At 48.4% G+C, this 18,119-nt stretch carries 14 protein-coding genes and 2 pseudogenes; 6 read left to right on the top strand and 10 right to left on the bottom strand.

Features of this window, described 5'->3' with window-relative positions; translation table 11 throughout:
- Positions 1 to 193: 193 nt before the first annotated feature.
- From H6G46_RS13255 to glpX, 9 genes are all read right to left on the bottom strand, one after another.
- The gene (locus H6G46_RS13255) at positions 194 to 1,078 is read right to left on the bottom strand and encodes a lysophospholipid acyltransferase family protein (RefSeq protein WP_010872622.1); all 885 of its coding nucleotides are present in this window, start codon (positions 1,076 to 1,078) and stop codon (positions 194 to 196) included.
- Positions 1,079 to 1,085: 7 nt separating this feature from the next.
- Positions 1,086 to 2,600 carry a signal recognition particle-docking protein FtsY gene (ftsY, locus tag H6G46_RS13250; RefSeq protein ID WP_010872621.1) on the bottom strand — a complete coding sequence of 505 codons (1,515 nt, stop codon included), beginning with the start codon at positions 2,598 to 2,600 and terminating at the stop codon, positions 1,086 to 1,088.
- A 189-nt stretch (positions 2,601 to 2,789) separates the two neighbouring features.
- Positions 2,790 to 3,221 carry a cupin domain-containing protein gene (locus H6G46_RS13245; RefSeq protein ID WP_010872620.1) on the bottom strand — a complete coding sequence of 144 codons (432 nt, stop codon included), beginning with the start codon at positions 3,219 to 3,221 and terminating at the stop codon, positions 2,790 to 2,792.
- A 164-nt stretch (positions 3,222 to 3,385) separates the two neighbouring features.
- Positions 3,386 to 4,492 carry a two-component system response regulator gene (locus H6G46_RS13240; RefSeq protein WP_010872619.1) on the bottom strand — a complete coding sequence of 369 codons (1,107 nt, stop codon included), beginning with the start codon at positions 4,490 to 4,492 and terminating at the stop codon, positions 3,386 to 3,388.
- A gap of 226 nt (positions 4,493 to 4,718) precedes the next feature.
- Positions 4,719 to 5,819: a hybrid sensor histidine kinase/response regulator gene (locus tag H6G46_RS13235; protein ID WP_010872618.1), complete on the bottom strand. Its 1,101-nt coding sequence runs from the start codon at positions 5,817 to 5,819 to the stop codon at positions 4,719 to 4,721.
- A gap of 89 nt (positions 5,820 to 5,908) precedes the next feature.
- Positions 5,909 to 9,694 carry a response regulator gene (locus tag H6G46_RS13230; protein ID WP_010872617.1) on the bottom strand — a complete coding sequence of 1,262 codons (3,786 nt, stop codon included), beginning with the start codon at positions 9,692 to 9,694 and terminating at the stop codon, positions 5,909 to 5,911.
- Positions 9,695 to 9,966: 272 nt separating this feature from the next.
- Positions 9,967 to 10,341, bottom strand: coding sequence for a group 1 truncated hemoglobin (locus H6G46_RS13225; protein ID WP_010872616.1), 375 nt, complete (start codon positions 10,339 to 10,341; stop codon positions 9,967 to 9,969).
- A 44-nt stretch (positions 10,342 to 10,385) separates the two neighbouring features.
- Positions 10,386 to 11,116, bottom strand: a protein-coding gene (locus tag H6G46_RS13220) for an IS1 family transposase (RefSeq protein WP_102014009.1) whose coding sequence is annotated in 2 segments (ribosomal slippage) — positions 10,386 to 10,786 and positions 10,786 to 11,116 — 732 coding nt in all. Because the reading frame shifts where the segments join, the coding sequence is not laid out codon by codon here.
- A gap of 268 nt (positions 11,117 to 11,384) precedes the next feature.
- Entirely contained in the window at positions 11,385 to 12,422 is a 1,038-nt protein-coding gene (gene glpX, locus H6G46_RS13215) for a class II fructose-bisphosphatase (RefSeq protein WP_010872613.1), read from the bottom strand.
- A 236-nt stretch (positions 12,423 to 12,658) separates the two neighbouring features.
- Here glpX and H6G46_RS13210 point away from each other — a divergent pair, with 236 nt between their 5' ends.
- The 4 genes from H6G46_RS13210 to H6G46_RS13195 all read left to right on the top strand — a co-directional run bounded on the left by H6G46_RS13210 (position 12,659) and on the right by H6G46_RS13195 (position 16,334).
- Complete coding sequence (locus H6G46_RS13210; protein WP_010872612.1) at positions 12,659 to 13,087, top strand: hypothetical protein; 429 nt, start codon at positions 12,659 to 12,661, stop codon at positions 13,085 to 13,087.
- A gap of 110 nt (positions 13,088 to 13,197) precedes the next feature.
- Positions 13,198 to 13,740, top strand: coding sequence for a thioredoxin family protein (locus tag H6G46_RS13205; protein WP_010872611.1), 543 nt, complete (start codon positions 13,198 to 13,200; stop codon positions 13,738 to 13,740).
- A gap of 441 nt (positions 13,741 to 14,181) precedes the next feature.
- A complete protein-coding gene (locus H6G46_RS13200; protein WP_223211363.1) occupies positions 14,182 to 14,382 on the top strand; it encodes a riboflavin synthase subunit alpha in 201 nt (66 codons plus the stop codon).
- 299 nt (positions 14,383 to 14,681) lie between these two features.
- Positions 14,682 to 16,334, top strand: a complete 1,653-nt coding sequence (locus tag H6G46_RS13195) for an acetolactate synthase large subunit (RefSeq protein WP_010872609.1) — start codon at positions 14,682 to 14,684, stop codon at positions 16,332 to 16,334.
- 36 nt (positions 16,335 to 16,370) lie between these two features.
- On the opposite strand, the pseudogene H6G46_RS13190 reads toward H6G46_RS13195, so the two are convergent.
- Positions 16,371 to 16,945: pseudogene (locus H6G46_RS13190) on the bottom strand (Uma2 family endonuclease).
- Between the two features lie 218 nt (positions 16,946 to 17,163).
- Here H6G46_RS13190 and H6G46_RS13185 point away from each other — a divergent pair.
- Both H6G46_RS13185 and H6G46_RS13180 read left to right on the top strand, forming a co-directional pair.
- Positions 17,164 to 17,954 (top strand): annotated as a pseudogene (locus H6G46_RS13185) (IS701 family transposase); the annotation flags it as partial.
- A 78-nt stretch (positions 17,955 to 18,032) separates the two neighbouring features.
- Positions 18,033 to 18,119 (top strand): IS630 transposase-related protein (locus H6G46_RS13180; protein ID WP_242021163.1); only part of this gene is annotated, 87 nt, incomplete at its 3' end.

The raw sequence follows: 18,119 nt of genomic DNA, 5'->3' as shown, positions 1-18,119 counted from the left end.
AGACCAGACTAGTTTGATTTTAATTTATTCCAACAAACATCAGCGGATTTTTGCGCCCATCCGCACAATGATATTTTCCAGCAAAACTATAGATTCACCGCTATAGATGAAGTCGACATTTACCTATTACTCTGCTTCAAATATTTTTATCAAGCCAGTTACGACAAAAGTGTTTTTACGGGCCAAACCCTGTTCAGAGAAAATTTAATTGAGGCAAAATATTGGCAGTTTCAGCCAGTTGATCTAGCTCCCGTTGCATCTCCGTTTTCACCAGTTGATAACACTGCTCGACATAATCCTTATCTTTGGCGGCGTCGTTGCCGTAACGCTCAAAGTAGATCGGTGGACAGATGCGAGTGTGCATAGTCAACGGTAAAGGCACATGGGGCAGGGGGCCTAACGCTAGACCCCAGGGCAAACCCAGATAAATGGGAAAAACCACCGGGTCCACGTCCAATAGCCAAGGCATACCAAGGTCATGGAGATATTTAACTTGGTCGTAGCAATCCCCCATAACCAACAGAGTTTCGTGGGAACCGACGGCGATCGCCGGGACGATGGGTACCCCTTGCCGCAGGGCCAATTTAATAAAACCTTTACGACCGGCAAAATAAATTTCATGTCGTTGGCTAAAGGGACGAAATACATCCTGGGCTCCACCGGGGTAAACCAACACACTGGCCCCGGATTGCAGAGCGGCGATCGCCATTTTGGGATGAGCTTGGACTGCCCCCACCTTAACGGCCAACTCTGCCAGGGGACGGCTCATTTTCCAAACCGTGGGATGCATTAAACCGTACACAGGGCGATGTAAACCCTGGCAACGAAACCAGTCGTAAATCATCATCACCATATCCGGTGAAGAAAGGCCGCCATTATGGGAACCCACCAGCAATACCTGTCCCGGCGGTAAATTTTCCCAGCCACTAGTCTGCACCCGGAAATAGTATTTGTAAAACCATTCCCAAAAAGGCATTAACCGTTTGATGGTTTCCGGATCCCGCCCCCCCAAAGACCAACCGTCCAGGGCAGGATTACACTCAAACAACGGCGATCGATCACTGGTCGCTCTTAGCACAAAAATATTAACCGTTTAGTAGGGCTTCAACAAATTCATAGCTGGAAAAGGGACGCAAATCCTCAATGCCTTCCCCTGCACCGATAAAACGAATGGGCAGATTCAACTGCTGGGCCACCGCCAGGGCCACCCCTCCCTTAGCGCTGCCATCCAATTTGGTCAGCACCACTCCGCTCAATTTGGCGGCCTCGGCAAATACTTCCGCTTGGCGTAAACCGTTTTGCCCCAGGGTGGCATCCAATACTAGTAAAGATTCCACCGTGGCGTTGGGGGCTTTTTTGTCGATAATGCGCCGGATTTTGGCTAGCTCGTCCATCAAATTTTTCTTATTTTGTAACCTTCCCGCCGTATCCACCAACAGCAAATTAACGTTACGGGACTGGGCTGCACTAATGCCGTCATAGACCACCGCCGCCGGGTCAGTATTTTGCCCAGGGTTAGCAATGACGGGAACGCCACTCCTTTCCCCCCAAACTTTCACCTGTTCCACCGCCGCCGCCCGAAAAGTATCCGCCGCCGCAATCACACAGTCATAACCGGATTGTTTGGCCATAAAGGCCAACTTACCGATGGTGGTGGTTTTGCCGGCTCCATTAACCCCCGTCAATAACCAGACATTCAGCCCTTCCGCTTCCGGGGCAAATTCAGCACTGGGCAGGGATAACAAAGGGCGATCGAGGATGGAACGCAAAATTTCTTTGAGGAATTCAATGGCCTGTTCCGGGGGCAATGCTTCCTCTCGCAATTTGTCCTGAAGGGTGGTAATGATGTAATCGGTGGCTTCAACGCCCACATCGGCCTGGAGCAGAATCGCTTCAATCTCCTCTACCGCCGCCTCGTTGAGGGGCCCCTGGCCCACGATGGATTTAAGTTGGTTGACTAGGTTAACCCTGGTTTTACTCAGTCCCTGCCGCAGTTTCCTCAGCCAATCAATTTCTTCCGCCGACACATCCGCTGCCGATCGCCCTTGGGCCGCTAGGACCTTGGCTGACCACATGAAGTCATCGTCCATGGCCATGGATTCAGCAGTTAGGGTGCCCGCCACTGTGGCTTCTTCCACCGCCGTTTCTTTTAAGGCTTCTAGGCGATCGGACTTTTGTAACCAAGCGGGGCCGGTTGTTATTTCGGTTTCAGGAGAAGGGAGATCTGCCTCTGTAGCTGTTGCTTGGTCAGATTCGGGGGCAACAACTATTTCTTCTGCGGTTTCTTCTATTCCTGCTTCAACCGTGATCGCTGCGGCAGACTCTGGCGGGCTAACAGTTTCCGCTTTACGGGCCTGAATATTTTGGTACGCCGCTTTCGCCCATTGGAGATAATCGTCCGGGTTGGCAGTGTCTGAGCTTGGTTCCTCGGGGGGGGGAGCAGCTAATTCCGTTGTTTGAGAATCTTCCTCGCTGGGGGATTCGGTTTCTGCCTGGATTACCTCCGGTGCCAATTCAGGACTAACCTCCGCCCCTTCCGGGGGAGCAGACTCGGGGGCAGTGTTATCTTTACCAAACTGACGACGGAACCAATTAAACATACGTTTGCGAAAAATACGAAGCCGGCCAAAATTCTAGGCGATCGCCCTGGGATGGAAATCCCACTGTTTTCAAATGACCATTGTGCCTAGTTTATCGGTTTTTCCCACACCGGGGAGGCAGGGGCTAAAAACCAGGGCAATTTTTCCTTTTGCCACCTAGGGATGAGCGCTTCAGTTTTCTTAGGCAGTTTAATTGGGCTGATCCTTAACGGTTACGGGCAAATCCTTCGCTCCGGCATAAAACACCAAAATTTTCACAGGGCCCTCCCCCACGTTGCGGCCATTGTGTACTGTATTCACCACTTCAGCGATGGCGTCCCCGGTTTTGATGAGCTTTTTCTGCCCATTTAGGAGGGTGACCTCCAATTCCCCTTCCAGCAAAATGCCAAAGGAGGGCACTGGATGGGAATGCCAACCCGTTTCGGCACCGGGGGCAATTTCGATCATCATGCCAGTGATTTCTGCTTGGCCTTCTGGGTAAGCCAGAGGTTGACCATCCCAACTAGTTTCGGTTTTGAGGATGGTTTCTACCTTAATTGCTTCCGCTGGCTCGAAAGCAAAAACCGTGGGTTGGCAAGCAAGAACTGTGGCTAGGGCAAAGAAGCTGGAGATAAATTTCATGGTGCTCAGGGTCTAATGTTGCTAGTCTTAACCAATTCTGCGCCATAAATCTTAATTTCAGCCCGTTAACCCCAAACTTTTCCCTTGGCTAGGCTTTTTGCCGGAATATTACGGCGATCGCCATACAGTCACAAAACCTGTACTTCTTTAATACGCCATGGCCATTACCCCTTATCGGCGAACTCAGCGGCGATCGTTTTAAAAGTGGGATGAATAGCCATAAACGCATCAACCACATCGGGATCAAAGTGTTGGCCGTAGCCGGCTTCGATAATGGCCACCGCCTCTTCGTGGGGCATCGCTTCTTTATAAACCCGACTACTAATTAAAGCGTCATAAACATCGGCGATCGCCATCAAACGGGCCGCAATGGGAATATCATCCCCCGATAGCCCTTGGGGATAACCGGTTCCATCCCATTTTTCCTGGTGAGAATAGGCAATTTCCTTGGCTAGTTGCAAAAAATCCACCTTCATTCCCAAACTTTTTTCCGCTTGGACAATGGCATCCCGCCCCAAAGTGGTGTGGGTTTTCATAATTTCAAATTCTTCTGCTGTTAAGGGACCGGGCTTAAGCAGAATGTGGTCCGGCACTCCCACTTTGCCAATGTCATGGAGGGGAGCCGATTTATAGAGCAAATTGATGGTGTGATCGGTTAAAAATTTCTGGAAGCGGGGATGGTTTTTTAATTGCTCAGCCAAAGCCCGGACATAATTTTGGGTACGGCGGATATGATTACCCGTTTCATGATCCCTAGTTTCCGCCAGGGAAGCCATCACCTGAATAGTTACATCCTGAATCGCCATCATCTCCTGGGTACGTCTGGCCACTTCCTGCTCTAGGAAAGCATTTTTATCAAGCAAAAAATCCGCCGCCGCTTTGATCGTCAACTGGGTATTAACCCTGGCCATCAGAATTGGTGGACTAACGGGCTTAGTAATATAATCCACTGCCCCTAGTGCCAGCCCTTTGCGTTCATCCTCAATTTCTGACTTGGCCGTGAGAAAAATTACGGGAATCCTCTGGGTGGCCGGATTTGCTTTTAAATGGGCACAAACTTCATAGCCATCTATGCCCGGCATCATAATGTCCAGCAGAATTAAATCCGGTGGGGGTAAAGTTTGGGCAACCTTGAGGGCTTTTTCCCCGTTATTGGCAATTTTGACCCGGTAGTAATCTTTCAATAATCCACTCATCAAAGCTAGATTATCCGGGGTGTCATCCACAACCAAAATGGTGGCTTTTGAGTTGGGATCGGGGGGAGTGTTCATTTTCAATAGTCAAAGATAAATAATGAGTATGTATAGCTAATTCAATCAAAAATAGGGCAACATAAACGGCTAAAGTACTTTTAATACAAGCTTGATAGAAGTCGCTATCGCTACTGTCTGAATTTTATTTCCACCAGCCATAAATTGTGATACGGTCTTTTTTACTTTTTAGATACATGTTCAGCGGAATTTAAATAGGGTAAACCCGCTTGTTGCCCTGCCCAAATCACTGACGAAGTTCAATTCTAAAAATTGAACCCTTGGGATAATTATCCACAACACTTATTGTGCTTCCATGGGCTTCGACAATAACTTTGCAAAAGGCTAAGCCCAGTCCAATTTGGGCAACCCCTTCTAGCATGGGGCCAATTTCGTATTTGCCAAAAATCCGTTCCCGCAGTTTTAGGTCTATGCCTGGCCCTTGGTCGGCAATGGCCACCACTGCGACGGCATCATCTGGATAGGCCACTGAAACTATGACTTCACTCTGGGAGGGGGAAAACTTAATGGCATTGCTAATCAGATTTTCGATGGCTCGACGGAACAGTTGGGCATCTACATTAACTGGACGATGGGGAGCGGGGGGATATTGGGTGATGAGGTTAATCTGTTTCTGGGCAATACTTTCCCTTAGGGTAGCAATGGCAATTTCACACAGGGCACAAAGTTCGGTGGATTGATAGTTCAATGTCAGAGCATGGGATTCCAGTTGGGCTTTAAGCAACAGGTCTTCCACCAGATTTTGTAGTTGTTGGGTGCTTGTTTGAATGGACTTGAGCTTTTTTTGTTGACGATCTAGGGGCAAGTCAGGCTTGTTCAATAACAGCTCGGTGGCCAGGCTAATGCTGGAGAGGGGATTGCGGAGGTCATGGACAATCATGTTCACCATGTCTTCCCGAAATTTGAGCAGGCGGGTGAGGCGATCGTAGGCGGCTTTGAGATTGAGATGGGTGCGTACCCTGGCCAGGAGAATGGGGGGACTGATGGGTTTGGTGATGTAGTCCACTGCGCCGAGGGAAAAACCATGTTGTTCGTCTGCTACGTCGGTTTTGGCGGTGAGGAAAATAACTGGAATATTCTTAGTTTGGGTATCAGCTTTGAGCTTGGTGCAAACTTCGTAGCCGTCTATTTCCGGCATCATAATATCCAACAAGATTAAGTCCGGTGGCGGCATAGATGCGGCGATCGCCAAGGCCTGTTCCCCTTTGCTGGCAATTTTGATGCGGTAATGATCCTTGAGCAAACCACTGAGCATGGTCAAAGTATCGGGGGAGTCATCCACAATCAGCACGGTTGCTTTGTTGCCCTTGGTTGTTGCTGTATCCATGGGTGATGGCGAGAGAAAAAGTTAGTGGCCTAAGCCGCTGGGGCTTAAAAGGGGTGACTGGGTTTAGTGTAATCCGTTTTTCTGATCCCCTAGGGTTGGGAAAATTGGCGGGCGGTGGTGAGGGCGGCGAGGGCGGCTTCAAAGTCGAAATTATTGATGCCAGCGGCGATCGCCGAGTAATGGTCTGGAAATGCTTGGCGTAAAAGATCCCCATGGTTTTGGAGGAGGTCGGCGGCTTCTGCATCATCTTCCCCCAAAAGTTGGGCTAAATGGTCACAAATTTCTTCTAATTGGCCCTGGTCTAAGGTTATGGCCACAGTTGCGGGTTCCGGCGGTAGATTACTGGTCAATTGGGCAATTAGATTATCCAGGCGATCGCCTAGGTTGGTAAGTAAATTTTCAACCTCTGGCTGGGGCCACTGCTCTTTAATCGCTTTTTCCAACTCCGCCGCTTCCTGTTGTAGCTCCTGGGCCCCAATGTTCCCGGCAACTCCTTTCAAGGTATGGGCCAACCGTTCGGCGAAGCCATAGTCTTTTTCCCCTAAAGCCTGAGTAATTTCCGGCAGAAAAGAACTTTGACTGGCCACAAACTTATGGAGCATTTTCAGATACAAACTTTTTTTGCCCAAAACCCGCCGCAAACCATCATCGCTGTTCAGTCCAGGGATATGGGGAATGGATATTTCTGGATCGCTAGTATTGATGGCCGATTCTTCTATCGTTTCTGGGGCTAGGGGGGAGTCCACCGGAATCCAGTGGAGTAGCTTATTCCACAATTCTTCTGGTTCAATGGGTTTGCCTAAATGGTCATTCATGCCTGCTTGCAAACACCGTTCCCGATCGCCCTGCATCACATTGGCCGTCATGGCCACAATGGGTAACTGAGCGTAACGGGGATTCTGACGAATGGCGATCGTTGCCTCGATGCCATCCATTTCCGGCATTTGCATATCCATTAAAACCAAGGCGTAAGCATTATTGTTCAGTCTTTCCAGAGCAATTAAACCATTGGCCGCCACATCGACGTTGAAACCCACATCCCGTAATAATTCCGCCGCCACTTCCTGGTTAATTTCATTGTCCTCCACCAACAAAATGCGGGCCCCGCGAATACGCCGTAATTTTTCCAAGGCCAAGTCTTCCGCCCCAATGCCCGAAGATTGTCGCATTTCCTGGGCCAGGGCCGTGGGATCCCCCAGCACCCTCGCCAAACTGTCGAATAAAACAGAGGGACTAATGGGCTTGACCAAAACATCATCAATGCCGAGGCTTTTGGCTTTAACAAACAATTCTTCCCGACCGTAGGCAGTGACAATAAAAATCGACGGCTGATGGTTTAACCCCATGGCTTTCAAACGACGGGCTACTTCCAAGCCATCCATATTGGGCATTTGCCAATCAATGAAAACAATGCTGTGGGGATGGTTCTCCCGATCAGCTTCTGCTAAAAAATTAAGGGCTTCCGGCCCGCTCTCCACCGTTTCTACCACAAACTTCATCTGCTCCAACAAATCTTTCATCACCAGGCGGGCATGGTCGTTATCGTCCACCACCAGCACCCGTTTACCTTCCAGATCTTTGCTCAAAACCAATCGGTGGGGTATGACATTACTTTTCTGCAAACAGACCTTGGCCCAGAAAGTACTGCCTTGGCCGTATTCGCTTTCAACCCCCACTTCTCCCCCCATCAGTTCCGCAATGCGTTTGCAGATGGCCAAACCCAACCCTGTGCCGCCAAAATTCCGGGTAGTGGAGGAATCCGCCTGTTGAAAACTGTTAAAGAGATTGGCAATGTGCTCTGGTTTAATGCCAATGCCCGTATCTTTCACCGCTAGGTACAGCACCACGTCCTGGTCACGGTATTCCTGGAGCCTGACCACAATGGTAATATCCCCCTGCTCGGTGAATTTGACTGCATTATTGGCATAGTTAATCAGAATTTGCCCCAGACGGAGGGGATCGCCGATGAAGTGGCGGGGTAGGTTACGGTCAATGTCAAACAGCAGTTCTAAACCCTTATTGGTGGCCTTTTCACTGATCAAAGTGGCAACGTTATCCAGCACCTTATCCAGGTCAAAATCAATGCTTTCCATGGGCAATTTGCCCGCTTCAATTTTAGAAAAATCGAGAATATCGTTAATTACCCCCAGCAGATGCTGACCAGAAAACCGAATTTTATGCAAATATTCCCGTTGACGGGGGGTCAGGTCAGTTTTCAAAGCCAGATGGGTCATGCCGATGACCGCATTCATGGGGGTACGGATTTCGTGGCTCATATTGGCCAAAAAATCAGCTTTGATGCGGCTGGCTTCCTCCGCCAGTTCCTTGGCCCGTTTCATTTCTGCTTCGGCGGCCTTAATGGGGGTAATATCTGCTAACCAGCCTAAGATGCCCTTTTGCCCCTCGTAGTCCGTGGCTAAAAAGGTAGCCAAAATGTCCCGGATTTCACCTCTGGGATTATACATTTTGTACACCCGGCTTTGACTGCGGCCAAACTGGGTCAGTTCTTCTAACATTTGCTGGCGATCGCCTAGGTCCACATAGATCTTTTGGGGCGAATCCCCTACTTTTAAATCCACCAGTTCACCGATGTGGGGATTGGCAAATTGGGTAATGCCATTGACGGTAATGGCCACCCCGACGGGGGCGGAATCGAGCACTGACTGCAGATGTTCCCGTTGCCGCAAAATTTGTTGCTGGGCTTCTTGACGGGCGGAAATATCCCGCACAGAGGCAAAAATATTCATTTCCCTTTGGCTCAGGGAAGGCAAGCTGGTCAAACTAACTTCAATGGGAAACTCCGAGCCATCGTAACGGGTGCCGAGGATTTCAAATTCTTCTTGATCTAGGGGGCAGGTGGGGCCCACGTCCTCCCCTTCCTGAAGCAGATGGAGGGATTGTTGCAACAGTTCTGCCAGGCCCAGTAGGGCAATGGATTGGCCAATCAGTTCTGTTTGGGAATAGCCAAACAACTTTTCTATGGAAGTATTGGCCAAAATGATATTTCCCTGGGCATCCAGCACCATAATGCCTTCCGGAGCATACTCGATAATTTGCCGATACCAAGATTCCGTCGCCACTAGGATTTTCTGCTGTTGATTTTGGATGCTGATTTCCCGCAAAACAAACAGCATTACCCCGCCAGTCAAAAGGGTGATGGAAATGGTGACGGCGATCGCCACTTCCTGAATATCAATACCTTGGATAAAAAATTCTCCCCAGGGGCGGCAGATAAAGTGGGTGGCCGTCATGGCGGTGTAGTGCATACCCGACGTGGACAGACCCATCACCAGGGCGGAACTCCCCAAAGCTGGCCCATGGGTCGTGTGGAAAATTTTGGCGGAATGGAAGCGGAATAATAGGGCCACAAAGGCCAACATGACCGCAATGACCAGGGAGAGGACAAATAGGGGCAGTTCGTAGTAAATATTGCCGTGTAACTCCAGAGCCGCCATGCCGCTATAGTGCATAGTGCCAATGCCCAAACCAAACCAGATAGCCCCCACCATGAGGTTTTTCGCCGTCGGGGCCTGGAAACTCAAAAAGTTCAGAGCGTAAATGCTAGCGGCGATCGCCGGTATAACAGAAATAAACGTGATCAAGGGATCGTAGCTGATGGGGCAGGGCAACTCAAACCCCAGCATGCCAATGAAGTGCATGGCCCAAATACCTAACCCCATAACAGTCCCACTGAGGGCTAAGGCAATTTTCCGTGACCAACGCCCCGGCAACGATAGGGCGGAACTGGCCATCAAGAAAGCCATATAGGCCGTAAAAATGGCGATCGCCACAGAGAGCAGAACTAATTTAGGGTCATAGGAACCCTGATAATTAAGCTGGTCAGCGTTGAGGGGACTAACAGGTTGCCAAAACATAGGTTGCCCATAGATATGACTATGCTAATCCACCTAGTCTTATTCCTGCCCCAATAATGACGAACAGCGTCGCCGAAAACGTTAAACTTTTTTAGACAAACTCCAGGACAATGTTAAAGGTAGAGCATGTGGACGCTTTGGCCCATATCCTGCTCAACAGTCAGGAGAGCATCAAATAAAGTCGGGAGTTTTTGGCCTGCCATTGGCAATTTGGGCAAAGGGTGCAAATTTTTAGGATGCAACGATCGCCTCCATAAAATAAATTCTCAACTTCACTGATTAAGCACGTCCCGTTTATGGGCTGGAGCCCCGGCCACGGCGGCCACTTCTGCAATTAAATCTTCGGGAACACCCATTTCCTTCAAGGTTGCCAGCAAATCCTCCGCCACTGCGTCGAAGTGTTCACCGTTCAAACCATGGTTTTCCACCAACTCTTTGTGGGCTTCCCGCATATAGCGACCATCATATTTATCCGTACCGCCAAAGGCATAGGTTAAAAAGGCTTTTTGGTGGGCCCGTTGTTTAGCCATATCCACGTCGGCGAAAAAATGTTTGATGCGGTCATCCTGCAACACCCGCTCGTAAAATTTGTCCACAGCTAGATCGACAGCGGTGGTTCCACCTAATTTTTCATACAAAGTTGACATCAATTTTCTCCTACAAGGATTAAGAATTGGAAATTTTGAGAGTTTCAAGAAAGTAATGAGAGGCGCCAGTTGCGTAGTAGTTCTATGTTACCATTGACCCTAAATTCGGCAAATATTGCCATGGTGATATCAACCATGTAGGGTGACCTGAAGACAACTTTCGTGGGGCGATGAAATCTAGCAAACCAATGACGGTTATCTGAGTTTTTGCTCTCAATTCCTACTGTTTCTCTTTTGCTAATCCCATGAAACGCATCAGGATGTTCATCCAGCAGTTGTTGATAGGGCCTCCAGTCATCGGTGCAGTACACTGTCACTTTCCACTTTGCCAGTCTCTCCAGCAAACGACTCAGGGTTTGACTATCACGATTTCCCAGTTCCCAGTCGATGAGTCTCCCAGTAACACGGTCATATGCCTTCCAGAGCCATAACTTGTTTTTTTTGCCTGAAGAAAATGCCACAGTTCGTCTAATTCCACTACGATTGCTGAGTCTGGAGCCGGTTTCTCGTAGTTTGCTTCGCCAAAATCCCTAATCCAGTTGAGCACTGATTGAGTAGAAACTCCCAATAGTTTCGCCGTGGCATTCATTGACATACCACTCATATACAGTAAGACCGCTTCTAGTTTCATCCAGAGAGGTTTACCCCGTTCTTTGGAGAGATTGGTGAATTGATATTGGCAACTCTTACATTTGAATCGTTGCTTATCCTTGACAAAGCCATTTTTGACGACATTCCCATGACCACATTGAGGACAGTGACAGTGTGTAGACATTTTTCCAAAAGCTCATTACCCAATATTCTCTATCATCCTACATCATTATCTATTTGAAACTCTCCGTAATTTTAATGATAGCCTTGTTACGTGATCAGCGCCTACCCGATACCAATGATATGGATAATCAGTAGCGGGTAATCAAACCCCAGTTACTATGACCCAACCAAAACATAAGTCCCCCAAAGTCTGAACTTCAGGGGACAAGGGAAACGGCGATGTATTTCCCCAGGTTTTAACCTTCTGGGGATAGTTGCCGAGAGGGAAATTAATGCAGTTGGATTACTTTGGGGCTTTCCTTCATATGGACAGTGTCTACAAAGCGGGCGGTGCTGGACTGGCTAGAAATAACCAAGCTTTGGGTCCGTACCCCACCATGGAAGAAGCGGACTCCTTCCATCAAAGTGCCAGGGGTGATACCACAGGCGGCAAATAATACGGTTTCGCCACAGGCCAATTCTTCGCAGTTATAAACCTGGTCAGGATTTTTGATGCCCATGGAAGCGAGACGCTCTAGGTTGCCTTCCCGACTTTCACCGATTAGGCCGGTTTTAACCACTTCGGGATCGTAGATTAACTGACCTTGGAAGTGACCCCCCAGACAGCGCATGGCAGCAGCGGAAATTACCCCTTCAGGAGCAGCCCCGATGCCCATCAGAGCGTGGATGTTGGTGCCGGAAAAAGCACAGGAAATGGCGGCGGAAACGTCTCCATCACTGATTAGACGTACCCGAGCACCGGCATTGCGGATTTCTTGGATCAATTCTTTGTGGCGGGGACGATCCATGACCACTACCACCAATTCTTCAATGCTGCGGTTGAGGCAATCGGAGAGGATTTTCAGGTTTTCGGTGGCCGATTTGTCGATGTCCACATGACCTTTGGCCGCTGGGGGAGCCGCCAGTTTTTTCATGTAGAAGTCGGGAGCGGCAAACAAACCACCTTTTTCAGAAATTGCCAACACGGCCATGGAACCGTTTTGACCATAGGCTACTAGGTTGGTACCTTCACAGGGGTCAACAGCAATGTCAATTTCTACCAATTCGTCGGGATTGCAGAAGGATTTGGCATCTTCTCTGGTGCAAATGCCTACTTCTTCGCCGATGTAGAGCATGGGTGCATCATCCCTTTCCCCCTCGCCAATGACGATGCGGCCCCGCATGTGGATTTTATTCATCCGTTCCCGCATGGCTTCTACGGCTACTTGGTCAGCGGTGTTTTTTTCACCTTTGCCCATCCATTTTGCCGAGGCGATCGCCGCTTGTTCTACGACTTCAATAATTTCTAAACCGAGGGTGCTGTCCACGAATTGAATCCTCCCAACTGCTGATTAGGTTTCCCTAGCTTGTGATTAAGTGTTAATAGTCAAAAGTCTATCAGAGGGGGGGATCAGCGTACAGCATTGTTGAGGGGGGTAATTAGGCTTGGGCGCTGACCACGGCGGGCACCAAAGATCCTCTAAGATTAAGAGTTGGGCGGATTATCTGCCTGCTTTTTGACTGCGTTGAACCATTCCACTGCCAAATTCAGCTAATTTTGACCATGACTGAGTCCGTAATCTCCCCAGAAGATGCCTTCAACCAGGCGATCGCCAGATATAACGGGGGGGAAGGCCCCGAAACCCTGATCCCGGTGTTTAAGGACATTGCCGATAGCTCCCCGAAAAATGCGACGGTGTGGGCTTGCCTAGCTTGGCTGTATCTCCTGGACGACAAGCCAACTTTGGCCTTCAAAGCGGCCCAAAGGTCGGTGAAAATTGACGGTTATCATCCCCAGGCAAGGATTAACTATGCCTTGGCCATGTTGGCTAATAAAAAAACCGGTGTACGGGAACAGGTGGAGTTAGCGGCGCAAATGATGTCCTTTGATCAGGAAATCGCTGCGGGAGTGATGGAAAGTTTGGATGATGGTCTCGAGCGTAAGCCCGATTGGCGAGACATTGAACGGATTAAGAAATGGCTGACAGAATAGTTTGACTAATCGGTTTTAACTTTAGGCAAATTCAGGCAATCAGTTCAGTCCCTAGTGTTCGTTTGTTACCTTGGATAGAATTCCTAACTTCGTACAAATATCCCTAGACCATGACCCCGGCCAAAATTCGTAACGCCTTATTAGCCGTAGTGGCGATCGCCTTGAGTGCGGCCGTTTATCTCGGTTTCCAAACCCAAACCCAGGGTATATCCCTAGAAGCCCAAGCCCAGCGGGCCATTCCCCTGGCCACTGCCTTGGACAATGGTCGTCCCACCTTGGTGGAATTCTATGCTGACTGGTGTACTAGCTGCCAAGCCATGGCTCCGGACTTAGCAGAGTTGAAGAAAAACTATGGCGGTTCGGTGAACTTTGCCATGCTCAATGTGGACAACAATAAATGGTTGCCGGAAGTGTTGCGCTATCGGGTGGATGGCATTCCCCATTTTGTTTACCTAGATGACACCGGCACGGCGATCGCCGAGAGCATTGGAGAGCAACCGTTGAGGGTGTTGGAGCAAAATATCACTGCCCTGGTAGCCCACGAACCCATCCCCTACGCCAATGTAACTGGCCAAACTTCAGTGGTGGAAAACCGAACCATTGAAGCTGACCCCACCTCTCCCCGCAGTCACGGTAATCCCCGCCCCAGCTAGGAGCTTGAGCAACCATAGCCAGAAACTATGCCAATCATTAAACTGCTACAGGTTCGGCTATCCCGCCCTTAGGCGATCGGCTAACATTTATTTGTGTGTGAGGAGTAAGATTAATAAGGAAGCAGCCGGAGGGTCGAAACATGGCAAGACTCCTTGCGGACTTCCTTATTTTTTTGCCTATTTTTTCGGTAATACCCGCCCCAGCAAGTCTCAGGAAAGGCGAAGATGAGGGATTGACCGTAGTCTATCCACTCGTTAACAAAACTTTATGGTATATTTAGATACAGCGGTGAAAGATTGATATTTCTCCATAGAAGTGTCTGCCGCCCCGAGGGTTTATTTGCCTAGCCCCAATCCGATCGCCTAACTTAGCTTTTGACTGGATTCTCCCCTCTCCATCCTCGAACTTACTGCTTTATGTTGGTACTTTCCGTCCTATCTTTGGCCTTAGCCTCGTTTTCTGCCATCCTGTGCTTCACTGTGCAGGAAGATGTGGTCAGGGCTTCGTTAGGTTGTGTGGCCGTATTGTCGATTTTGGTCACTCTCTTTTTTGCTCCCTGGGCGTTAAAACTGACTTTAATGGCGGTTCCCTTCGGTTTAGAGCGGTTTTATCGCCTCAATCAAAATGCCCCCATGGATTGACAGCCCATAATTTGCAACTTTGCCCATAACTAACTTTGCCTTTGCCGGAGTTAGGAACCTGTTTGTTTATCCACCCGAAGTAGATCCCTGAAACTGGCCCAGTTCGACGCTTGGGTGGTCCCAGAGCAGATGATTGCCCCGATCGCCGATTAGCCATTGTCTCCCCGACCTAAATCATATCCCCCCAAACTTCCATGCCAAAATCCTTCCGGATTCGTTAGGCTAGAGGGGGATTTTGAAAATAGTTTTATTTCAAATTTTTCAAATAGCTCACACAGCTAGGGGAACTAGGCACCACCATGGGGCAAATGAACACCGCAGACCTATTGGTTCAATGTCTGGAAAATGAGGACGTTGAATACATTTTTGGCGTACCCGGAGAGGAAAACCTCCACATCCTCGAAGCGCTGAAAAACTCGCCCATCCGCTTTATTACCACCCGCCACGAACAGGGAGCAGCCTTTATGGCCGACGTTTACGGCCGTTTAACGGGCAAAGCGGGGGTTTGTCTTTCCACCCTGGGGCCTGGAGCCACCAACCTGATGACCGGGGTAGCGGATGCTAACTTGGACGGAGCGCCCCTGGTGGCCATCACTGGACAGGTGGGCACAGATCGGATGCACATCGAATCCCACCAATACCTGGACTTGGTGGCCATGTTCGACCCGGTGACTAAATGGACCAGGCAAATTGTCCGCCCCAGCATTACCCCGGAAGTGGTTCGTAAAGCGTTCAAATTGGCTCAGAGCGAAAAACCAGGGGCCACCCACATTGATTTACCAGAAAATATTGCCGCTATGCCGGTGGATGGGAAACCCCTACGGCGGGACAGTCGGGAAAAGGTTTATGCAGCTTTTCGTACTTTGGGCACAGCGGCCAACGCCATTTCCAAGGCCAAAAACCCCATTATTCTGGCCGGCAATGGCACCATCCGAGCCGAAGCCAGCGAAGCCCTGACGGAATTTGCCACCAGTTTGAATATTCCCGTGGCCAACACCTTCATGGGTAAAGGCACCATGCCCTACACCCATCCCCTTTCCCTTTGGACAGTGGGCTTACAACAACGGGATCACATTACCTGTGCCTTTGAAAAAAGCGATTTGGTCATTGCGGTGGGCTATGACTTAATTGAATATTCTCCGAAAAAATGGAATCCCACTGGAGATTTGCCCATCATTCACATTGGCGCTACTCCGGCGGAAATTGATAGCAGTTATATTCCCCAGGTGGAGGTGGTGGGGGACATTACCGATTCCCTGATGGATTTGCTCAAACGGTGCGATCGCCAAGGTAAACCCACTCCCTACGGGGCTTCTCTCCGGGCGGAAATTCGGGCCGAGTATGAATGTTATGCCAATGACACAGGTTTTCCCGTTAAGCCACAAAAAATTATTTATGACCTGCGCCAAGTGATGGGCCCCGATGATGTGGTGATTTCCGATGTGGGGGCCCATAAAATGTGGATGGCCCGCCATTACCACTGTGACAGCCCCAACACCTGTTTAATTTCCAATGGTTTTGCGGCCATGGGCATTGCCATTCCAGGGGCGATCGCCGCTAAGCTGGTTTATCCTGAGCGCAACATTGTTGCAGTGACGGGGGACGGCGGTTTTATGATGAACTGTCAGGAGTTGGAAACGGCCATGCGGGTGGGCACTCCCTTTGTCACGTTGATTTTTAACGACAACGGTTACGGCCTAATTGAGTGGAAACAGATCAACCAATTTGGCGAATCCAGCTTTATTAAATTTGGCAATCCAGACTTTGTTAAGTTTGCTGAAAGTATGGGTCTCAAAGGTTATCGGGTGGAAGCGGCGGCGGATTTAATTCCTATCCTCAAAGAAGCTTTAGCTCAACCTGTGCCCACAGTGATTGATTGTCCTGTGGATTATCGGGAGAATATTCGTTTCTCGCAAAAAGCAGGGGAATTGGCCTGTGAAATTTGGGAATAACTAACCTTTAGCGACACCATAAAGATCTACAAAAATCTACCAAATCGACGCTAACTCCAAAACAAATTCTGGCAATACAGCCTCACCACTGAGGCTTTCAGGATTTTCTAAAACTTCCACAGCCTGACCAGGACGATAGATTTCCACAGTGCGAGTTTGGCGATCGATTAACCAACCCAATTGAGCCCCATTTTCTTGATACTCTTGCATTTTTTTCCGCAGGGGTTTTAGTTCATCACTGGGCGATCTTAATTCGATCACAAAATCCGGGCAGAGGGGCACAAATCTCTGTTTTTGTTCCGGGGTTAAACTTTCCCATCGTTCCCGTTTCAACCAGGCCGCATCTGGCGATCGGTCGGCTCCATTGGGTAATTTGAAGCCCCCAGAAGAATCGAAAAAATTCCGGTGCCATCGCGTTCTGCCCAAAGACCTAGCCATAGTATCAAAATGCCCTTACGGTTACTGGTTTCGCCTCCGGTGGGTGACATGATCACTAAATCTCCCTGGCAATTACGCTCAAAACGCAACTCTCGATTGTTCAAACAGAGTTGATAAAACTGCTCATCGGAAAGGGATAGGCTGTCAAGTTTGACGGTTATGGCGGCGGGCATTGGCTTTACCCCAAAGGCATTGATGTGGCATTGGCTCCCATTCTAAGTGATGTTTACGGTGACAGAATACCTATCGCTCTTCTATCATTGTGGGTAGGATAGAATGGAGGAAAAAGGCTGAAATGCAGAGGTGGTATATGGTTGCCCCACGTGAAGCAAAAGAAACAGTACAATTCATTGACAAATACTGCGAAGGATACAGAGACTTATTTCCAGAAGTGAGAAGCTTTGAATACTTTAAATACTTGTATCTAGGATTAATTGCGAATATCAAGAGAAAAACCTTCCCAGAAATAGCTAAGGTAGTAGGACTAGAAAATGGACAAGGATTTGACTATTTCTTCGGTAACAGCCCTTGGTCGTTAGAGGAGGTAAGGGAAAGAAGAATTAATAAAATTCTGAGTTTTGCGGAAGGAGAAGCAATAACAATGCTCATAGACGAAACAGGGGATAGGAAAAAAGGAAGAAAGACAGATTATGTTGCGCGTCAGTATATTGGCAATCTAGGAAAAATAGAAAATGGAATAGTAGAGGTGATGTGTTATGGAATTATAAAGGGAATGACAGTACCATTAATCAGCAAAGTATATAAACCAGAGGCAAGACTAAAAGAGGGGGATAAATACAAAAGCAAACCAGAGACAGCAGGGGAAATTATCAAAGAAATAAAAGAGCTTGATTTCAATATAAAGGTAGTATTAGCAGATAGTGAATATGGAGAGAGCAGCGAGAACTTTGTAAGAGTATTAGAAAAAGAAAATCTAGAATATGTACTAGCTATAAGGAGTAATCATGGAGTCTAGCTTGGGAAAGAGGAAAGAGTAAGAGCGAACAAATGGAGAAAATTTGAGAGAGAATTTGCAAGTGGAAAGTCGGAAGTAAGATACGAATAAGATACGTGAGAGAAATTATTTATGGAAAGAGAGGGGAAAAAAGATATTAGCAAGTAACGGATAACAAGGAAAAAATGCCATCAAATTCAACGTATTGTATTATGACAAAAGTATCAGGAGTATAGTCATTTCAATTAACGATGAGAGAATTTAATGTAAAATTATGGAGTGTACAAAATGAACAGGTTTAAACAATGGCTTACAGTTTAGATTTAAGGCAAAGGGTAGTAGCTTATATAGAAGCTGGAGGAAAAATAACTGAGGCTTCCAAGATATATAAA

The sequence above is a fragment of the Synechocystis sp. FACHB-908 genome, assembly GCF_014698595.1.
In the GTDB taxonomy this organism is placed as follows: domain Bacteria; phylum Cyanobacteriota; class Cyanobacteriia; order Cyanobacteriales; family Microcystaceae; genus Synechocystis.
The sequence above is the reverse complement of the archived record's forward strand: the minus strand, read 5'-3'. Positions and strand labels throughout refer to the sequence as shown.